The organism is Tritonibacter litoralis (assembly GCF_009496005.1).
In the GTDB taxonomy this organism is placed as follows: domain Bacteria; phylum Pseudomonadota; class Alphaproteobacteria; order Rhodobacterales; family Rhodobacteraceae; genus Epibacterium; species Epibacterium litoralis.
Map to the genome: position 1 here is coordinate 585,975 of NZ_WIBF01000001.1, position 16,153 is coordinate 602,127.

The following is a 16,153-nucleotide window of genomic DNA, read 5'->3' on the forward strand; positions in this document are numbered from 1 at the left end:
CAAAAACGCCTGGGTGGCTCTCACCCGGGCGTTTTGTGCATCTGGGGTCCCGCAATCGGACCTTGGCCCGATTTCAAAAAGACAAAGATATTGCAGGCCGTTGCCCGCAACCGGGAGGACAGGATCATGACCATGCAGACCACAGGCGTATTGCCCTGCCAAGACATCGAAGCAATGGTTGCAGAGGGCGCGATCCAGCTGGATCACCCCCCCGCTGAGGGTCAGATCCAACCGGCCAGCCTGGATTTGCGATTGGGAACCGTTGCTTATCGGGTGCGGGCGTCCTTTTTGGCCGGGCATGGCCAATCGGTGCAGGACCGTCTGACTGAGTTTGAGATGCACCAGATTGATTTGCGTGACGGCGCTGTTTTGGAAAAAGGCTGCGTCTATGTGGTGCCGCTGATGGAAAGCCTTGCGCTGCCACAGGATGTGTCAGCCGTTGCCAATGCCAAATCCTCCACCGGGCGGCTGGATCTGCTGACGCGCACCATCACCGACGGCGGGGCCGAGTTTGATCGGATCAAACCCGGCTATCAGGGTCCGCTTTATGCGGAAATCTGTCCCCGCTCCTTCTCGGTTCTTGTGCGGCCCGGCATGCGATTGAACCAGATCCGGTTTCGACGCGGCCAAGCGATGCTGAGCGACCAAGAGCTGCGCAGCCTTCACGCCGAAGCTCCGCTGGTGGATGGGCTGGCAGTCATCGAAGACGGTCTGGGCTTTTCGGTCGATTTGCGCCTGCCAGGGAGCGACCTTGTGGGCTATCAGGCCAAACCACACACCAGCGTCATCGATCTGGACCGGATTGGTGCCTATGACCCAAAAGATTATTGGGATGAGGTGCGCAGCGACAATGGCCGCATCATTCTGGACCCCGGCGCGTTTTACATTCTGGTGAGCCGCGAAGCCGTGCATATCCCCCCCGCCTATGCCGCAGAAATGGCGCCTTACCTGGCGATGGTGGGAGAGTTCCGCGTGCATTACGCGGGTTTCTTTGATCCGGGCTTTGGCCACGCTGCGGCAGGGGGATCAGGCTCGCGCGGAGTTTTGGAAGTCCGCTGTCACGAAGCGCCTTTTGTGCTGGAACACGGTCAGATTGTTGGCCGTCTGGTCTATGAGAAAATGGCTGCCATTCCAGATCAGCTTTATGGCGCAGGGATTGCGTCAAACTATCAGGGGCAAGGACTGAAACTGTCCAAGCATTTCCGCACACCTGGGTAGTTTGCGAACCGGATCAGGAATTCCGCTTGGCCCGGCGCGCCTGCCGCATGGCACGGATCCGGTCGCGCTCTGCGCGTTCTTCATCGCTCATCTGACGCTTACCGCGCTGTGGCTTGTCGCTCACCGCGCGAAATCCCGCATCAACGCCGCGATTGACCAACCGGCCAATCACCCGGCGCAGGATCATATTGATCAACCAATTTGCGTTCATTGCGATCTCTCCTGTGTCAGCACGGCCCGAGTATCAGCACAATACGGTGATTTCAGGGCGTCTCTCTGGGCTCTGCTTCGGTGGGCCCTGCTTCGGACGCTTCGGCGACCTCTGCGGTGTCCGGGAACAGTTCGGCCTGTTCTTCCACCTCATCCTCATCGTCACGCCCGCCAAGCGGCAGCGCACCCGGTGGCGGACGGCTTTCCAACAGACCCGCAGATCGCAGCTCTTTCAGCCCCGGTAGATCGCGCGCGCTTTCCAGACCAAAGTGATCCAGGAAATTTGGCGTCACCACAAAGGTCACGGGCCGCCCCGGTGTCATCTTGCGACGCCCCAAGCGGATCCACTCCATCTCAAGCAGTTGATCAATGGTGCCACGCGCTACGGAAACGCCCCGAATCTCTTCGATTTCCGCACGTGTAATCGGCTGGTGATAGGCGATGATCGCCAAAGTCTCGATTGCAGCACGGGACAGTTTGCGCTGCTCAACCGTTTCGCGCTCCATCAGGAACCGAAGATCCGGTGCGGTGCGGATCGCCCAGGCATCCCCGACCTGGACCACGCGAATGCCACGGCCGTCATATCGGCTTTGCAGATGGCCCAAGGCCTCGGCCGGTTTACAGCCATGGGGCATGCGGGCAGCCAGCTCGCGCAGGGTCACAGGCTCTGCACTGGCAAACAGCACCGCCTCGACCATGCGCTCTTGTTCCGCCATCGGGGGCGCATCAAACAGGGTATCAGTGTCCAACTGCGCGGACGCAGATTGGCTGTCAGAAATATCCATCATTTACCTTCGTCTAGGCTGCGCAGTTTAATCGGCGCAAAGGTCTCCCCCTGCCGCAATTCCAGCTTGCCCTCTTTGGCCAATTGCAGCGCCGCTGCAAAGGTGGCCGCAGTGGCAGAGCGGCGCTTGACCGGATCGCTGTGCCAGCCGTCGGGCAAATAGCTGATCATATCGGTCCAATCGCCAGTAAAGCCAATCAACCCGCGCATACGTTCCAACGCCTGCTCCATGGTGTAAACCGACTCGCGGTCCATCACGAAGGGGCGGAATTCATCTTTGGTGCGGATCCGCGCATAGGCCTGCATCAGATCCAGAAGATTTGCGGAATAGGTCACGGATTTGACGCGTGTCACCCCTTCGCACATGCCCCGCACAAAGAAATCACGCCCGCGCTGATCCCGCGCCAAAAGCTGCGCGGCCGCGTCCCGCATGGCCTGCAGGCGCTCCAGCTGAAACGCCAGATGCGCGGCCAGTTCTTCGCCTGATGGCCCCTCTTCGGTGGGGTCCGGTGGCAACAACAGCCGCGATTTCAAAAAGGCAAGCCAGGCGGCCATCACCAGATAGTCCGCCGCCAGCTCAATCCTCAGTTCCTTGGCGCGTTCCACAAAGGTCAGGTACTGGCGTGCCAGCTCCAGCACGGAAATGCGCCGCAGGTCCACCTTTTGGGTGCGCGACAACATCAGCAGAATATCAAGCGGCCCTTCAAAACCGTCGACATCCACAATCAGTGCTTCAGCCGCAAGCCGGTCCTCGACCGATTGCGTGTTTTCGGGAAAAAGCGTGTCTTCAGCCATATACCTGTCCGCTCATGAGAGCGGATAGTTCGTCCTCTACGGCGGAAATGTCAAGCGGCTGCGGCGCCTTTCGCAAGGCCAAAGCGGCGGAAGCACGCCGTTGCGCCGAGTCGCTCATCTCGCCTGCCGCTTGCGCCACGCGTGTGCGATCCGCCAGATCAGCATTACACAGCAAGACCACATCACAGCCCGCCGTCAGCGCCTGTTTTGAGATGTCGCTGTAAGAGCCCGACAAGGCCTTCATCGAGATATCATCAGTCATCAACAGACCGTCAAACCCCATCTCGGTCCGGATCAGATCCACCAGCTTGGGGGATAAGGTCGCGGGCAGCGGGTCAATGGCGTCAAACACCACATGGGCCGTCATCGCCATCGGCAGATCCGCCAGCGCTTTGAAGGCTGCGAAATCTTGCACCGTCAGATCACTGTGCGTGGCTGCCACATGGGGCAAGTCCAGATGGCTGTCAGAAACGGCGCGCCCGTGGCCGGGGATGTGTTTCAGAACTGGCAAGACACCGCCATCCAAATGCCCATCGGACACCGCGCGGGCGATCTCGGTCACGCTGTCCAGCGTTTCACCGTAACAGCGGTTCTTCAAAAACGGGTGCGTGTCATCCATGGCGACATCGGCAATTGGCGCACAATTGCTGTCGATACCGAGGGCGCGCAGCTCATCCGCGATCAAGCGATACCGCAGATACATGGCCCGCGCAGCCGCGGCCCCTGACAAGGCGACGTGATCCAGCGGCGTTTTCCATTCCCGCGCCAAAGGCGCGCGCAGACGTTGAACCCGACCGCCCTCTTGGTCGATCGTGATCACACAGTCATGGCCCGCCGCCTCGCGGAAATCATCGCATAAGGCACGCACCTGGTCCGCGCTGTCGATATTGCGCGCAAACAGGATAAAGCCAAAGGGCTTGGTCTCCGCAAACAGGGCCTTTTCCTCAGCCGTCAGGCGCAGGCCTTCGGCGTCCAGAATCGTAGCCCCAAATCGGCTCATCGGGTGGTCACCGGGATACAATCGGCGCGGCCAGCCACCAGGGCGGCACAGAAGCGGCGCGCATCGGACAGATCCTCAAACCCCATGGCACGCAGGCGATAGAAGGTGCGACCGCCGCTTTCAGCGCGCTGGATAACCCGTTGTTTTCCATCAAGGTAGTCCGAGAACCGTGCCGAGATCCGCGTCCATTCCGCCTTGGCCACTTCCGCGCTTTCATAGGCGCCAAGCTGTGCCAAACGGGTCCCTGCCGCCAGGCTTGCCGGATCCACATCGACCACCTGGGCTGCGGTTGGCGTTGCCGCAGGCGCAGACAGGCTGACCGGAGTCAGACGTGTTGGCCGCGCTGCTGGACGCAGTGACACGCGCACGCCCGGTGCATCTAAAACGGCTGCGGCGACAACCGGCTCAACCTGTGTCAGCGGTGCTGGGGGCACAATCGCCGGGGCAACGGCCGCAACTTGGGTCACGGCATCGCCCGCATCAATGGCGGTCACGCCATCTGTCAACTGGGCAACCAAGGCGTCGATATCATCGCTTTGCACGCCTTCGGTAACGCGGGTTGGGGACACGACCGGTTGGACTTCGGCCACCTCCAGCTCGAGCTCCTCGGGCCTTTGCAACGTCTCGATTTCGCTCAATTGCGCAAATGTCTTATCATCTTCGCTGAGGTCCAATTCCGCCGGTGCCAGCGTTAGGCGGTCCGCCGGTGCAGCAGCCGTGCCGGTTGCAGCAACCGCGTTAACGGCCAGCCCCTGATTGTCCGCAGGACGCCCACCCGGTTCGGCAGGCGAGACACGCAGCGGCCCTTCGGCAGCGCGCACCACAGGAATGCCGGTCACATCACGGGTGATCAGATTATATCCCCAATAGCCAACCCCGATGGTCAGCGCGAGGGAGGCCACCCCGCCCAGGATCCCCAATGTTCGGGTCCAATCGCGTTTCTCAGCTGGTGGTGCATAACCGTGATCTGCCCCTTGGGAGGCAAAACCCTGCGCGGGCGCGGCGTATAGGTTGCTGTCATAGGCAGCCTGCGCATAGGTCTCGGTCCCCGGTCCGCTGTAACCGGATTGGGCCGTGTCTCGTGACTGTTGATAGGAGTCGCTTCGGGTGGGTTCCTGATCCTGGAATCCACCCTGGGAAAAGGCCTGGTGCGCACCGGCCTGCGTAAAATACGCCATATCCGCCTCTCTGCCACGCGCACTTCTGGTGTCGAAATGCGTCGGGTCTCTTTGAACTCTGCCTCAGTCCAGCGGTAGCGTTTATTGGTTGCGAATTTGTTTTCGCGTTATCGCATTTCTTCCGCCGGTTTCACGCCAAGAATACCAAGCCCAGCAGAAATGACAACGGAAACGGCGCGCGCCAGCGCCAAATTCGCATGTGTTGCCGATTGGTCGCCATCCTTAACAAAACGTAAATCATGGTTTGTTTTGCCAAGGTGGTACAACCCGTGCAGCTCGGACGCCAGATCATACAGATAGAAGGCGACCCGGTGCGGTTCATTGGTGCGCGCGGCGATTTCCACCTGACGCGGCCATTCCGCCAGCTTCTTGACCACAGCCAACTGCGCCGGATCTGCGATCAGCGCCAGATCCGCTCCCGCCAGTGCAGCGTCTGTCACATCCAAATCCTGTTCCGCCGCTTTGCGCAGGGTCGAACAAATCCGGGCGTTGGCATATTGCACATAAAACACCGGATTGTCCTTGGACTGTTCCAGCGCCTTGTCGAGGTCAAAGTCAAAGCCCTGGTCATTTTTGCGCGTCAGCAGCATGAACCGGGTCACATCTGCGCCCACCGCATCCACAACATCACGCAGGGTCACAAAGGTCCCTGCCCGTTTGGACATTTTGAACTCGGCCCCGTCTTTGAACAGCTTCACCAGCTGACACAGTTTGATGTCCAGCGGCACCTTACCATCCGACAGCGCGGAAACGGCAGCTTTCATCCGCTTGACATAACCCCCGTGGTCCGCCCCAAAGACATCGATCAGCTCATCAAAACCACGGCTGACCTTGTCATAGTGATAAGCGATGTCCGGCGCAAAATAGGTCCAGGCACCGTCGGATTTCATCACCGCCCGGTCGACGTCATCGCCATGGTCGGTGGATTTGAACAGCGTCTGCTCACGCGGTTCCCAATCATCGGGCTTCTTGCCCTTAGGCGGCTCCAGCACGCCGCGATAGATCAGGCCTTTTTCCTGCAGCTCTTCCAGCGCGGCCTCGATCCGGCCGGTGCCGTACAGGGACTTTTCCGAATAAAAGACGTCCATCTCGATCCCCAACAGGGCGAGGTCTTCGCGGATCATCTTCATCATCTCATCGGTGGCGAACAGACGGAACTGTTCCAACCAGGCCTCTTCGGGCTGGTCGACAAAGGCATCGCCAAACTTGTCTTTGAGCGCCTCGCCAACCGGCTTCAGGTAATCCGCCGGATAGGTGCCATCTGGGAATTCAACCGATTGCCCATGCGCCTCAAGATACCGCAGATAGGCCGAGCGCGCCAAGACATCCACCTGCGCGCCGCCGTCGTTGATGTAATATTCGCGGGTCACATCATAACCGGCAAAATCCAGCAAACTCGACAGCGCGTCACCAAAGACCGCGCCACGAGTGTGCCCCACATGCAAGGGCCCGGTTGGGTTGGCCGAGACATATTCTACGTTGACCCGTTTGCCCTGCCCCATAGTAGAGCGGCCATAGTCAGTGCCCCCCGCCAGAACCTGCGCCAGAACAGTTTGCCAGACAGTGTCCGCCAGACGCAGGTTCAGGAAACCCGGCCCTGCAACCGAGGCTTCGGTGATCCGCGCATCCTCGCCCAGTTTGGCGGCGAGAGTGTCGGCAATATCGCGTGGTTTCATCTTGGCCGGTTTGGCCAGGACCATCGCCGCATTGGTCGCCATATCCCCATGCGCGGCATCGCGCGGCGGCTCTACCGCGACATTGGCAAAGTCGAGCCCTTCGGGCAGAGCCCCATCCGCCACCATGGCGTTGAGGTTTTCGATCACAAGCGAATGAATATCGGTAAAGAGGTTCATATCCGGCGTCCTATTGTTCATCCCTGCGGATAGCGAGGCGCTGGAACAGGGTCAACCTCTCCCTTATGATTTGATCATGTCTTGGCCCTACAAAGGGGAGGCCGCAGCCCGTTCAGGAAAGATCTGCGCATGCAGCTGCAGCGCAAAGCGGTCGGTCATGCCCGCGATGTAATCGCAGACCAGACGCACCCGCGACAGCTTGTCCGTGCAGGACTTAATCTCGGGATGCCAGCGCGCCGGCATCTCCATCGTATTGTCCAGATAATATGCAAACAGATCCTCAACCACCGTGGCCACGTGGGCGCGCACCACCATCACAGAAGGCGCGCGGTACATGCGAGTAAAGAGAAAGGCGCGAATAACCTTCAGATCCCGCCACAACCCGTCCGAGAAGGCGACAACCGGTCGCCCAAGGCCGCGCACGTCTTCGACGCTTTGAACGCCCGAGGTTTCAAGGTTCGCCCGTGTGGTGTCGATCACATCAGACACCAGAACGCCAAACACGCGGCGCAACGCCTCGTGCCTGCGTCGGGTCGCCTCAAGGTCCGGGTATTTCTGATCCACCGTCGCAAAGGCCGCGCCGATGATCGGCAGCTCTGCAATATCAGCGTCGGTAAACAACCCAGCCCGCAGACCATCATGGAGATCATGGTTGTTATAGGCAATATCATCAGCCAGAGCGGCCACCTGCGCTTCGGTGCTGGCATGGGTCGCCAGCTCCAGATCCATTTCGTCATTGCAGGCGGCCAGCGCCCAAGGCAGGTCGCCCAAAACCGGACCATTGTGTTTGGCAATGGCTTCCAGCGCCTCCCAAGTGAGGTTCAGCCCGTCAAATTCCGCATAGTGTTTTTCGAGCGAGGTCACAATGCGAATGGCCTGCGCATTGTGGTCAAACCCACCGTAGGGCTCCATCAACGCATGCAGCGCATCTTCGCCCGTGTGCCCAAAGGGTGTGTGCCCCAGATCATGGGCCAGCGCCACCGCCTCGGTCAGCTCCTGGTTCAACCCCAAAGCGCCGGCGATGGTGCGCGCCACTTGCGCAACCTCGATCGAATGGGTCAGCCGGGTGCGGTAATTGTCGCCTTCATGTTCCACAAAAACCTGTGTCTTGTGTTTAAGCCTGCGAAAGGCGCTGGCGTGGATAATCCGGTCACGATCCCGTTGAAACGGAGAGCGAAAGCTGCTTTCCTCTTCAAAGATGCGGCGTCCCCGCGTACGATCGGGAAAGGTTGCATAAGGCGCGTAGGTCAATGATCTTTTCCTTCGGCTAATCTTGTCGCCCGGCTCGCACCTTTCTATATATTAGGTCCCGCTGCAACACAGCATTGGAGAGATCACATGCAAATGCCACCCAAAGTGACCGATCGCGCCTTTGAACGCCTGGCAGAAATCGGTGCCGCCGCCCAAGGGCAGGCGCTGCGCATTGCTGTGGAAGGCGGCGGCTGTTCCGGCTTTCAATATCAGATCGAACTGGATCAGCCCGCGCAGGACGACCTGGTGCTGGAAGGAAACGGCGAAAAAGTCGTGGTCGACAGCATCTCCTTGCCCTATCTAGCGGATGCAACCATCGATTTCTCAGAAGAGCTGATCGGCGCGCGTTTTGTGATCAACAACCCAAACGCAACAGCAAGCTGCGGCTGCGGCACATCTTTCTCGATGTAATTCCGAAACCGGACGACATATACGGGAGCGGCTTTTACCGCGCCCGCCCGCCGCGCGCGAACCCGTCATAGAAGCGCTCAAAATCCGGGATGCTGTTTTCCGCCTCCTGGAGCAGCTCACCATCGCGCAGTGGCAAGGCGGCCAGGATTTGGTTCCGCGCAGTGGTCCAAGCCAGTGCCCCAAGGCTTTCATCATTATACATCAGCTGAGACAGGGACTTCATCACCCCTGGCGCCTTGCCGCCACGGATCTGTGTCGCGCCCGACGGAACCGCATGGTCAAACCCGCCCTGCCCGGCCGTCATCGCCCACCAGGCCCCAACAAAATAGGCGTGGTAATCGTCATGGGTGCCATCAAACCCATCGGGAATAAACCTGTAGCGCTGCTGAGACTGGGCCAAGGCTTGCTCCCACTGCACGGGCACAGCTGCCTTTGCAAATCGCAGCGAAATACAGACCTCTGCCAAAAGATCCATGTTCTGATCCAAATAAGCGAGGATGCCGACATTTCGCAGACTCTCGACTGCCTCAGATGGCAGATCGGGATTACGCCGCCCATATTCCGACAGGTAGAACACGATATGGGTCAGCTCATAGGCCACTTTTGAATTGGGCATCGCAAACCGCGCGCTGTCACAGGCAAACCGCCGCAAACGATCAGACAAACCCGGATCCGCCCGACCGATGTTCCGGCGCGCCAGCAACCGCTCTGCTTCGGCCCGCTGAAGATCGGACAGCTCCAAATCCGCCAGTTTTTGCGTGTGAACCCAAGCGGCCAAAACCTGACTTTTCTCGCCCCCAAGACCCAAATCTTCGAGGTCCATACAGATCGACAAATAGAATCTGTAGTATTGGCGAAAAAAACACAACCTGCGGTCAATATTGTTATAAAACGGCAAATAAGCGGAGAGATCCAATTCGCCCGACCCGCCAATTTGGCTTTCAAGAATATTTAGAAGTTCAGCATTTTCTTTCAGCCAAAAAACATCATTTTCAGACCTGCGAAAACGCGAAAAACAATCAATTAAAACATCATTTGAAGTCCGGGTGGTTTGATGATCCGCCCAGCCACGCAAGGAAACCACGTTTGACATAAACACCCTTTCAAAAGGAGAAACTGCGCCAGGGAAACCCTAGCGCAGTCAATATTTTAGCTTCCGGAAGAGAACAGCATGGTCGCATCACCCTGACGGACGTCAGCACCTGTCACAGGGGCAGAACCAGACGAGAACATTTCGGTTCCCGCGCCAGCGAATTCGGATGTTTCAACAACAGGCGAAGACCCTGACGAAAACATATGTGCACCCTCACCCGCAAAAACATCACAGGAAACGGATTCAGAAACAAACACAACTTCTTTTTTCAACGCAGACATTTAAACCTCCAAGGTTGCAGAAACGTAAATTCAGCATTGATAAAAACAACAACCCTAGCAAGAAGAAAAACAAGAGAACAAATATGCCAACCTTAAGATTAACCATTTTTCCACAAAGCAACCATGCGATAATAATTGAATTTATTGAAATGTCCAAAATGAATCCACAAACTTATAACCAGGACAAAATTGCAAAGCCTTCATTTCCAACTCCTTTTGCGCCCATTGGTTGCTGCAAAATATAAACCTCTCCCTATGTGTGTGATTCGACCTGCGCTCCTTGTCAGCCCCCTTGCCCTGACCCGCACCATCGGCGATAGAGCATAAGACTGGGCAGGCTCGGAGCGTTCATATGAAAATCGCCACTTTCAACATCAACGGAATCAAAGCCAGAGCCGCCGCGCTGGGAGATTGGCTCGATGAAGCCCAACCTGACGTCGCCGTTTTGCAAGAGATTAAATCAGTGGATGAGGCTTTCCCACGCGAGCTCATCGAAGACCGCGGCTATAATCTGGAAACACATGGTCAGAAAAGCTTCAACGGGGTCGCAATCCTGTCCAAACACCCGCTAGAGGACGTGCAACGTGGTCTGCCGGGCGATGACAGCGACGAACAGGCACGTTGGATCGAAGCCACCGTGGTGGGCAAACAGGCGCTGCGGGTCTGCGGCCTCTATCTCCCCAATGGCAACCCGGTCGAGCTGGATGACGCGGGCCAACCGGTCGCCGGTGGCAAATACGACTATAAACTGCGCTGGATGGAACGTCTGCACGCGCGGGCGCAGGAACTTCTGCGCGCGGAAACCCCGTTTTTGATGGCCGGGGACTACAATATCATCCCCCAGGCCGAAGATGCGCGCCGTCCTGAGGCGTGGCGCGAGGATGCGCTGCATCGCCCGGAAAGCCGCGCGGCCTATCAGCGCCTTGTGAACCTTGGGCTCACCGATGCGTTCCGCGCCCGTAATTCCGCGCCTGGGCAATATTCATTTTGGGATTACCAAGCAGGCGCTTGGAGCCGCGACGATGGCATTCGGATTGACCATTTTCTCCTTAGCCCACAGGCGGCTGATCTGCTGCGCGACTGCCAGATCGACAAAGAGGTACGTGGTCGTGAAAAGCCATCGGACCACGTGCCTGTTTGGATCGACATAGATATCTGATCTTTCCCCGCAGTGTCCGGGCGCAACCGCGCTGCGCCTTGCGCAGCGCTTGGCCCAAGGGGGCTGATCTTTCGCATAGAAAGATCAAAGCCTGCGCGGGAGCCCCTGGTTTGGGGACACGACGTCGGATCAGGCCGCCGTTACATCGTGGCGGTAAATCCAGTCAAACTGGCGAACCATTTTCTCTGGCGCCAGATGCCCGCTGACTTTCAGACCCAAATGCGCCGGGCCTGACAATGGGGACCGCAAGTGGAACTTCCATGCATTGCGGTTTGCGGCACCGATCACTTTCTGCGCCCGCCCCTTTCGCAAACTCTGATACTGTTTCAGCCCTTCCCCCATATCCTCTGCCTGCTCCAGACTTGCGGCCAGAACCCAGGCGTCCTCAAGTGCGAGGTTCGCGCCTTGCGCCATAAAGGGCAGCGTCGGATGGGCGGCGTCTCCCAAAATGGCAATTCCCGGAGCCTGCCATGTCTGGGCCACCGGATGTCGGAACAGCCCCCACAGCCCCACATGATCGACCGCCGCGAGCAGCGCAGCGGCGGCGCCGCCAAATGCCGCAAACGCCGCGCGTAAATTCTGCGGGTCATCTCCAAGGGACCAGCCTTCTTCGACCCATTGTTTCTGCTCTTGAACCGCGACCAGATTGACCTGTTCCCTATGGCGCAGCGGATAGGCCACCAGATGTTTCCCAGGCCCCATAAAAACCTGTGCTTCCGCCTCAAGACCCACAGTATTGGGCACAACGGCGCGCCAGGCCACTTGACCTGTGAAGAAAGGCTTATCCGCACCGTTCAGCGCCTGACGTGCACGCGAATGCAGCCCATCCGCGCCCAGGATCAAATCGGCACAACAGCTGGCACCATTGGCCAACACAACTCGGGGGGATGGCGATATCTCGACCCGATCGACCTTTTGCAGCAGGCGGACCTGAACACCAGCCCCCCGCGCCGCATCCGCAAGGATGTCAATCAGGTCGGACCGATGCACAAAGTAATAGGGCTGGTCGGGCGCGTATTGATCAAAATCCAGCCGCACAACCGGTGCACCTGTGCGGTATTTGCGCAAGACAACTCCGTGGGAGCGCGGCGATTTCCAGGCCAGCTGCTCCTGCAATCCCAAAGCGCGCAGAACAGCAACGCCGTTGGGGGTGATCTGTAGACCCGCCCCAACTTCCGAAATCTCTTCGGCCTGTTCCAGGACTGTCACCTGCGCCCCCTGTGTGCGCAACGCAAGCGCCGCAGCCAATCCACCGATGCCTGCGCCAATGATGATGATCGTCTTATTCTTGAGTGTCATGACACCTGTTCCGTGTCCCCCCACGCCCTCATATCGAAAAAGGCGCCAGAGCAAAAGAGCTCTAGCGCCTTAGTGATTTGATCTGCTCTGGGCAGGGGCCTCAGTCGTCGCGGTGAACCTTTTCCCGGCGCTCGTGGCGCTCTTGGGCTTCCAGGCTCATCGTGGCGATGGGACGGGCGTCCAGGCGCTTCAGCGAGATCGGCTCACCTGTCACGTCACAGTACCCGTATTCCCCCTCCTCGATCCGGCGCAGGGCGGAATCGATCTTGGCTACAAGTTTACGCTGACGATCACGGGTGCGCAGCTCAAGCGCCCGGTCGGTTTCTTCGCTGGCGCGGTCCGCAACATCGGGGATGTTGCGCGTGCCATCTTGCAAGCCTTCGATCGTGTCGCGGCTGTCTGCAAGGATATCGTGCTTCCAGTTGATTAGTTTACGACGGAAGTATTCGACCTGCCTTTCATTCATGAAAGGCTCATCTTCGGCCGGGCGATAGTCGTCCGGCAGAAACACTTCTTGCTTCATTTCGGCTCCTTCGGTCTGGCCCATAATGTCAGTCTCTTTATTGCTCTTTTCAAACATATGGCTTCCCATACCGCTGCGTTTATCGTCTCGCGGGGCAATTGTCACTACACAATCATACCAACGTGAGGTTAAAACAACCTTCAACACCCAAGATGTAGCCCAACCCCACCTGTGAGGAGCGAAATACATGCATTTTCAGGGCACTAAAGAGTATGTTGCCACTGACGACCTGAAAGTCGCCGTCAATGCCGCGGTGACGTTGGAGCGTCCTCTGCTCGTCAAAGGCGAGCCTGGGACCGGCAAGACAGAGCTGGCCAAACAAGTCGCAACCGCCCTGGGGTTGCGGATGATCGAATGGAATGTGAAATCCACCACCCGCGCCCAACAGGGGCTTTATGAATATGACGCAGTCAGCCGACTGCGCGACAGCCAGCTTGGCGATGCGCGTGTGCATGACGTTCAGAACTACATCAAAAAGGGCAAGCTGTGGGAGGCTTTTGAGGCCGACGAAAAAGTCGTACTGCTGATCGACGAGATCGACAAAGCCGACATCGAGTTTCCAAACGACCTCTTGCAGGAACTCGATAAAATGGCGTTTCACGTCTATGAAACCGGAGAAACGGTGACCGCACGCCACCGCCCGATTATCATCATCACCTCCAACAATGAAAAAGAGCTGCCGGATGCCTTCCTGCGCCGCTGCTTTTTCCACTACATCCGCTTTCCGGATGCCGAGACGATGAAGAAGATCGTCGAGGTTCACCACCCCGGCATCAAGGAGACGCTGCTGACAACCGCGCTCACCCAATTCTATGACATTCGCGACACCCAGGGGTTGAAGAAAAAACCCTCCACTTCAGAAGTGCTAGACTGGCTCAAGCTTTTGTTGGCCGAGGATCTGTCGCCCGAGGATCTGAAACGCGACGGGGCCAACGCTTTGCCGCGGCTGCATGGGGCGCTTTTGAAAAATGAACAGGACGTGCACCTGTTTGAACGCCTCGCCTTCATGGCGCGGTCGTCCCGATAATTTTGGCGCGGCTTTGACCTCCGCGCGTTTGACACAAGGCCCACTCTTATGCTGGTAATCTCTGCCCTTCTCATCGGCGCTGTCTTTGGGGCGCTGCGCGCCAAGAAACGCGGCGGCAATCGACTGGATATGCTGCAATATGCGGCTGTACATATGATCATCTTTGGCCTAGCCGGGCTGGCCGCGACGATCCTGGTGCACCGCCTGGCAAGCTGAGGCACACCCATGTTTCAGCCCTTTTTCGAAAACCTTCGCACACAAGCCGTTCCCGTGTCCCTGCGGGAGTATCTGACGTTTCTGGAGGCTTTGAAGGCGGGGCTTGTGACCTATGACATTGACGGTTTCTACTATTTGGCCCGCGCCTCTATGGTCAAAGACGAACGCCACATCGACCGGTTTGATCGCGCCTTTGCTGCAACCTTTGAAGGGCTGGAACAGATCCCGATGGAGGCCGTGGCCGAAGCTGTCGAGCTGCCCGAAGATTGGCTGCGCAAGATGTCAGAAAAACACCTCTCACCTGAAGAAAAAGCCGAGATCGAGGCCTTGGGTGGGTTTGAAAAACTGATGGAGACGCTGAAACAGCGTCTTGAGGAACAAAAAGCCCGCCATCAGGGCGGCAACAAATGGATCGGCACCGGCGGCACCTCGCCCTTTGGCGCCTATGGCTACAACCCCGAAGGGGTGCGTATCGGCCAGAAGGAAAGCCGCCACCAGCGCGCCGTCAAGGTCTGGGACAAACGGGAGTTTCGCAATCTGGACGGCGACGTGGAGCTGGGCACGCGCAACATCAAAGTCGCACTGAAACGCCTGCGCCGCTGGGTGCGGGACGGCGCCCACGAAGAGCTGGACCTGGACAACACCATCCGCGCTACCGCGGAACACGGCTATTTGGATGTCAAAACCCGCCCGGAACGCCACAATGCAGTCAAAGTCCTGCTGTTTCTGGACGTCGGCGGTTCGATGGATCCACATATCAAAGTGGTCGAGGAACTGTTTTCAGCGGCCCGCGCCGAGTTCAAACATCTGGAATATTACTACTTCCACAACTGCCTGTACGAAGGTGTCTGGCGAGACAATCGCCGCCGTTGGAACCAGCAGACACCCACATGGGACGTTCTGCGCACCTATGGCTCGGACTACAAATGCATCTTTGTCGGGGATGCTTCCATGTCCCCTTATGAAATTGCCTATCCCGGTGGGGCCAATGAACATTGGAACCAAGAGGCCGGTCAAGTCTGGCTGGAACGCGCCCGCACCCAATGGCCGGATCATATGTGGATCAACCCCGTGCCGGAAAAACATTGGGGCTACACGCATTCCATCGGCATGATCCAGGAGATCTTTGAAAACCGGATGGTACCGATGACCCTTGCGGGGCTTGAACGCGGGATGAAAGAATTGGGCCGCTGAAGCGCGACCCAAATCAGACATTATAAAGTTGTGCTTTCCATGCGGGCATGACGCAGCGCGCGCAGTTCATCGCCGCTGGGACGAGGCTGCTTGTTTTTAGGACGCTTGGGGGTTTGCACCTCAGGTTTGTTGGAACCATCCACCTGATTACACAGGCTCAACGCCAAAAGACCTGCACACCCACCAAGCAGCAGCGCCAAAGCACCGGTCCAGGTGCTCACATCGCGCAAGATCTCGGTGGGCAAGGTGAGCCCTTGGATCGCGGCCTGGGCCAGGCTCATCACAGCAAAGCCTGCAAACCCCAGCCCGACAAATAGAAACGGGCCCAGATCCCGCAAGTCCGGTCGCCGCACACGACGCGGCAAGAGCGCAGGCGCCGCAAAGAACACACACATCGGCGCGGTGCCAAGGATCAGGATCAATCGCGGCCAAATCGCCTGTCCGCCGTCAAGTGTGGTCAAAAAAGTCTGAAAGCTCAAGATCGCCAGAAACGGCAGCCCCAGCACCGCCAGCCCGCGCAGGCTGAGGTGATACAAAAAAAGCGTCGTTGCACGCATCGTATGTTACCTCGTTAAGATTTACTGCTCATTAACGAAGGATTAACCACGATTTCGGGCAAAACTTGGGAGGAATGCGGACAGCTATTGTCCTTTTCTGTGCC

The 16,153-nt window shown here is 58.1% G+C and carries 18 protein-coding genes; 6 read left to right on the forward strand and 12 right to left on the reverse strand.

The window, feature by feature from the left end; genetic code table 11:
- Window positions 1–126: 126 nt before the first annotated feature.
- Complete coding sequence (locus GFB49_RS02840; RefSeq protein ID WP_246149579.1) at window positions 127–1,218, forward strand: 2'-deoxycytidine 5'-triphosphate deaminase; 1,092 nt, start codon at window positions 127–129, stop codon at window positions 1,216–1,218.
- 13 nt (window positions 1,219–1,231) lie between these two features.
- Here the strand turns inward: GFB49_RS02840 and GFB49_RS02845 are convergent, their stop codons facing one another.
- From GFB49_RS02845 to GFB49_RS02875, 7 genes are all read right to left on the reverse strand, one after another.
- Window positions 1,232–1,429: a hypothetical protein gene (locus GFB49_RS02845; RefSeq protein ID WP_153214271.1), complete on the reverse strand. Its 198-nt coding sequence runs from the start codon at window positions 1,427–1,429 to the stop codon at window positions 1,232–1,234.
- 52 nt (window positions 1,430–1,481) lie between these two features.
- Complete coding sequence (gene scpB, locus GFB49_RS02850; protein WP_153214272.1) at window positions 1,482–2,216, reverse strand: SMC-Scp complex subunit ScpB; 735 nt, start codon at window positions 2,214–2,216, stop codon at window positions 1,482–1,484.
- Window positions 2,213–3,007 (reverse strand): segregation and condensation protein A, encoded by a 795-nt coding sequence (locus GFB49_RS02855; RefSeq protein WP_153214273.1) that lies wholly within the window; start codon window positions 3,005–3,007, stop codon window positions 2,213–2,215. The genes scpB and GFB49_RS02855 overlap by 4 nt, the downstream gene beginning before the upstream one ends.
- A complete protein-coding gene (gene nagZ / locus GFB49_RS02860; protein ID WP_153214274.1) occupies window positions 3,000–4,007 on the reverse strand; it encodes a beta-N-acetylhexosaminidase in 1,008 nt (335 codons plus the stop codon). The genes GFB49_RS02855 and nagZ overlap by 8 nt, the downstream gene beginning before the upstream one ends.
- Window positions 4,004–5,185: an SPOR domain-containing protein gene (locus GFB49_RS02865; RefSeq protein WP_153214275.1), complete on the reverse strand. Its 1,182-nt coding sequence runs from the start codon at window positions 5,183–5,185 to the stop codon at window positions 4,004–4,006. Before GFB49_RS02865 ends, nagZ begins: the two co-directional genes overlap by 4 nt.
- Window positions 5,186–5,292: 107 nt before the next feature.
- Window positions 5,293–7,038 carry an arginine--tRNA ligase gene (gene argS / locus GFB49_RS02870; protein WP_153214551.1) on the reverse strand — a complete coding sequence of 582 codons (1,746 nt, stop codon included), beginning with the start codon at window positions 7,036–7,038 and terminating at the stop codon, window positions 5,293–5,295.
- A gap of 87 nt (window positions 7,039–7,125) precedes the next feature.
- Window positions 7,126–8,289: a deoxyguanosinetriphosphate triphosphohydrolase gene (locus tag GFB49_RS02875; RefSeq protein ID WP_153214276.1), complete on the reverse strand. Its 1,164-nt coding sequence runs from the start codon at window positions 8,287–8,289 to the stop codon at window positions 7,126–7,128.
- Window positions 8,290–8,376: 87 nt separating this feature from the next.
- On the opposite strand from GFB49_RS02875, the gene GFB49_RS02880 reads away from it, so the two are divergent.
- A complete protein-coding gene (locus GFB49_RS02880) occupies window positions 8,377–8,700 on the forward strand; it encodes a HesB/IscA family protein (protein WP_153214277.1) in 324 nt (107 codons plus the stop codon).
- A 34-nt stretch (window positions 8,701–8,734) separates the two neighbouring features.
- On the opposite strand, the gene GFB49_RS02885 is transcribed toward GFB49_RS02880, so the two are convergent.
- Both GFB49_RS02885 and GFB49_RS02890 read right to left on the reverse strand, forming a co-directional pair.
- On the reverse strand, window positions 8,735–9,793 hold the full coding sequence (locus GFB49_RS02885) for a DUF6902 family protein (RefSeq protein WP_425505178.1): 1,059 nt from the start codon (window positions 9,791–9,793) through the stop codon (window positions 8,735–8,737).
- 56 nt (window positions 9,794–9,849) lie between these two features.
- Window positions 9,850–10,074, reverse strand: coding sequence for a DUF6749 family protein (locus tag GFB49_RS02890; RefSeq protein WP_153214279.1), 225 nt, complete (start codon window positions 10,072–10,074; stop codon window positions 9,850–9,852).
- A gap of 352 nt (window positions 10,075–10,426) precedes the next feature.
- Between GFB49_RS02890 and xth the strand changes: the two genes are divergently transcribed.
- Window positions 10,427–11,233 (forward strand): exodeoxyribonuclease III, encoded by an 807-nt coding sequence (gene xth, locus GFB49_RS02895; RefSeq protein WP_153214280.1) that lies wholly within the window; start codon window positions 10,427–10,429, stop codon window positions 11,231–11,233.
- Window positions 11,234–11,362: 129 nt separating this feature from the next.
- Here the strand turns inward: xth and GFB49_RS02900 are convergent, their stop codons facing one another.
- Complete coding sequence (locus GFB49_RS02900) at window positions 11,363–12,532, reverse strand: FAD-dependent oxidoreductase (RefSeq protein WP_153214281.1); 1,170 nt, start codon at window positions 12,530–12,532, stop codon at window positions 11,363–11,365.
- A gap of 100 nt (window positions 12,533–12,632) precedes the next feature.
- Window positions 12,633–13,055, reverse strand: coding sequence for an RNA polymerase-binding protein DksA (gene dksA / locus GFB49_RS02905; protein WP_153214282.1), 423 nt, complete (start codon window positions 13,053–13,055; stop codon window positions 12,633–12,635).
- Window positions 13,056–13,242: 187 nt separating this feature from the next.
- On the opposite strand from dksA, the gene GFB49_RS02910 reads away from it, so the two are divergent.
- The 3 genes from GFB49_RS02910 to GFB49_RS02915 are packed head-to-tail and all read left to right on the forward strand — an operon-like array spanning window position 13,243 to window position 15,492.
- Window positions 13,243–14,082, forward strand: coding sequence for an AAA family ATPase (locus GFB49_RS02910; RefSeq protein ID WP_153214283.1), 840 nt, complete (start codon window positions 13,243–13,245; stop codon window positions 14,080–14,082).
- Between the two features lie 48 nt (window positions 14,083–14,130).
- A complete protein-coding gene (locus GFB49_RS20980) occupies window positions 14,131–14,298 on the forward strand; it encodes a hypothetical protein (RefSeq protein WP_194269246.1) in 168 nt (55 codons plus the stop codon).
- A gap of 9 nt (window positions 14,299–14,307) precedes the next feature.
- Window positions 14,308–15,492: a vWA domain-containing protein gene (locus GFB49_RS02915; RefSeq protein ID WP_153214284.1), complete on the forward strand. Its 1,185-nt coding sequence runs from the start codon at window positions 14,308–14,310 to the stop codon at window positions 15,490–15,492.
- A gap of 20 nt (window positions 15,493–15,512) precedes the next feature.
- Here the strand turns inward: GFB49_RS02915 and GFB49_RS02920 are convergent, their stop codons facing one another.
- Window positions 15,513–16,049: a hypothetical protein gene (locus tag GFB49_RS02920; protein ID WP_153214285.1), complete on the reverse strand. Its 537-nt coding sequence runs from the start codon at window positions 16,047–16,049 to the stop codon at window positions 15,513–15,515.
- Window positions 16,050–16,153: the final 104 nt, after the last annotated feature.

Excerpts from the sequence above, each read along its gene's own strand:
- GFB49_RS02840 (WP_246149579.1), top strand. The coding sequence starts at position 127 with ATGACCATGCAGACCACAGGCGTATTGCCCTGCCAAGACATCGAAGCA.
- GFB49_RS02845 (WP_153214271.1), bottom strand. The coding sequence starts at position 1,429 with ATGAACGCAAATTGGTTGATCAATATGATCCTGCGCCGGGTGATTGGC.
- scpB (WP_153214272.1), bottom strand. The coding sequence starts at position 2,216 with ATGATGGATATTTCTGACAGCCAATCTGCGTCCGCGCAGTTGGACACT.
- GFB49_RS02855 (WP_153214273.1), bottom strand. The coding sequence starts at position 3,007 with ATGGCTGAAGACACGCTTTTTCCCGAAAACACGCAATCGGTCGAGGAC.
- nagZ (WP_153214274.1), bottom strand. The coding sequence starts at position 4,007 with ATGAGCCGATTTGGGGCTACGATTCTGGACGCCGAAGGCCTGCGCCTG.
- GFB49_RS02865 (WP_153214275.1), bottom strand. The coding sequence starts at position 5,185 with ATGGCGTATTTTACGCAGGCCGGTGCGCACCAGGCCTTTTCCCAGGGT.
- argS (WP_153214551.1), bottom strand. The coding sequence starts at position 7,038 with ATGAACCTCTTTACCGATATTCATTCGCTTGTGATCGAAAACCTCAAC.
- GFB49_RS02880 (WP_153214277.1), top strand. The coding sequence starts at position 8,377 with ATGCAAATGCCACCCAAAGTGACCGATCGCGCCTTTGAACGCCTGGCA.
- GFB49_RS02885 (WP_425505178.1), bottom strand. The coding sequence starts at position 9,793 with ATGTCAAACGTGGTTTCCTTGCGTGGCTGGGCGGATCATCAAACCACC.
- GFB49_RS02890 (WP_153214279.1), bottom strand. The coding sequence starts at position 10,074 with ATGTCTGCGTTGAAAAAAGAAGTTGTGTTTGTTTCTGAATCCGTTTCC.
- xth (WP_153214280.1), top strand. The coding sequence starts at position 10,427 with ATGAAAATCGCCACTTTCAACATCAACGGAATCAAAGCCAGAGCCGCC.
- GFB49_RS02900 (WP_153214281.1), bottom strand. The coding sequence starts at position 12,532 with ATGACACTCAAGAATAAGACGATCATCATCATTGGCGCAGGCATCGGT.
- dksA (WP_153214282.1), bottom strand. The coding sequence starts at position 13,055 with ATGAAGCAAGAAGTGTTTCTGCCGGACGACTATCGCCCGGCCGAAGAT.
- GFB49_RS02910 (WP_153214283.1), top strand. The coding sequence starts at position 13,243 with ATGCATTTTCAGGGCACTAAAGAGTATGTTGCCACTGACGACCTGAAA.
- GFB49_RS20980 (WP_194269246.1), top strand. The coding sequence starts at position 14,131 with ATGCTGGTAATCTCTGCCCTTCTCATCGGCGCTGTCTTTGGGGCGCTG.
- GFB49_RS02915 (WP_153214284.1), top strand. The coding sequence starts at position 14,308 with ATGTTTCAGCCCTTTTTCGAAAACCTTCGCACACAAGCCGTTCCCGTG.
- GFB49_RS02920 (WP_153214285.1), bottom strand. The coding sequence starts at position 16,049 with ATGCGTGCAACGACGCTTTTTTTGTATCACCTCAGCCTGCGCGGGCTG.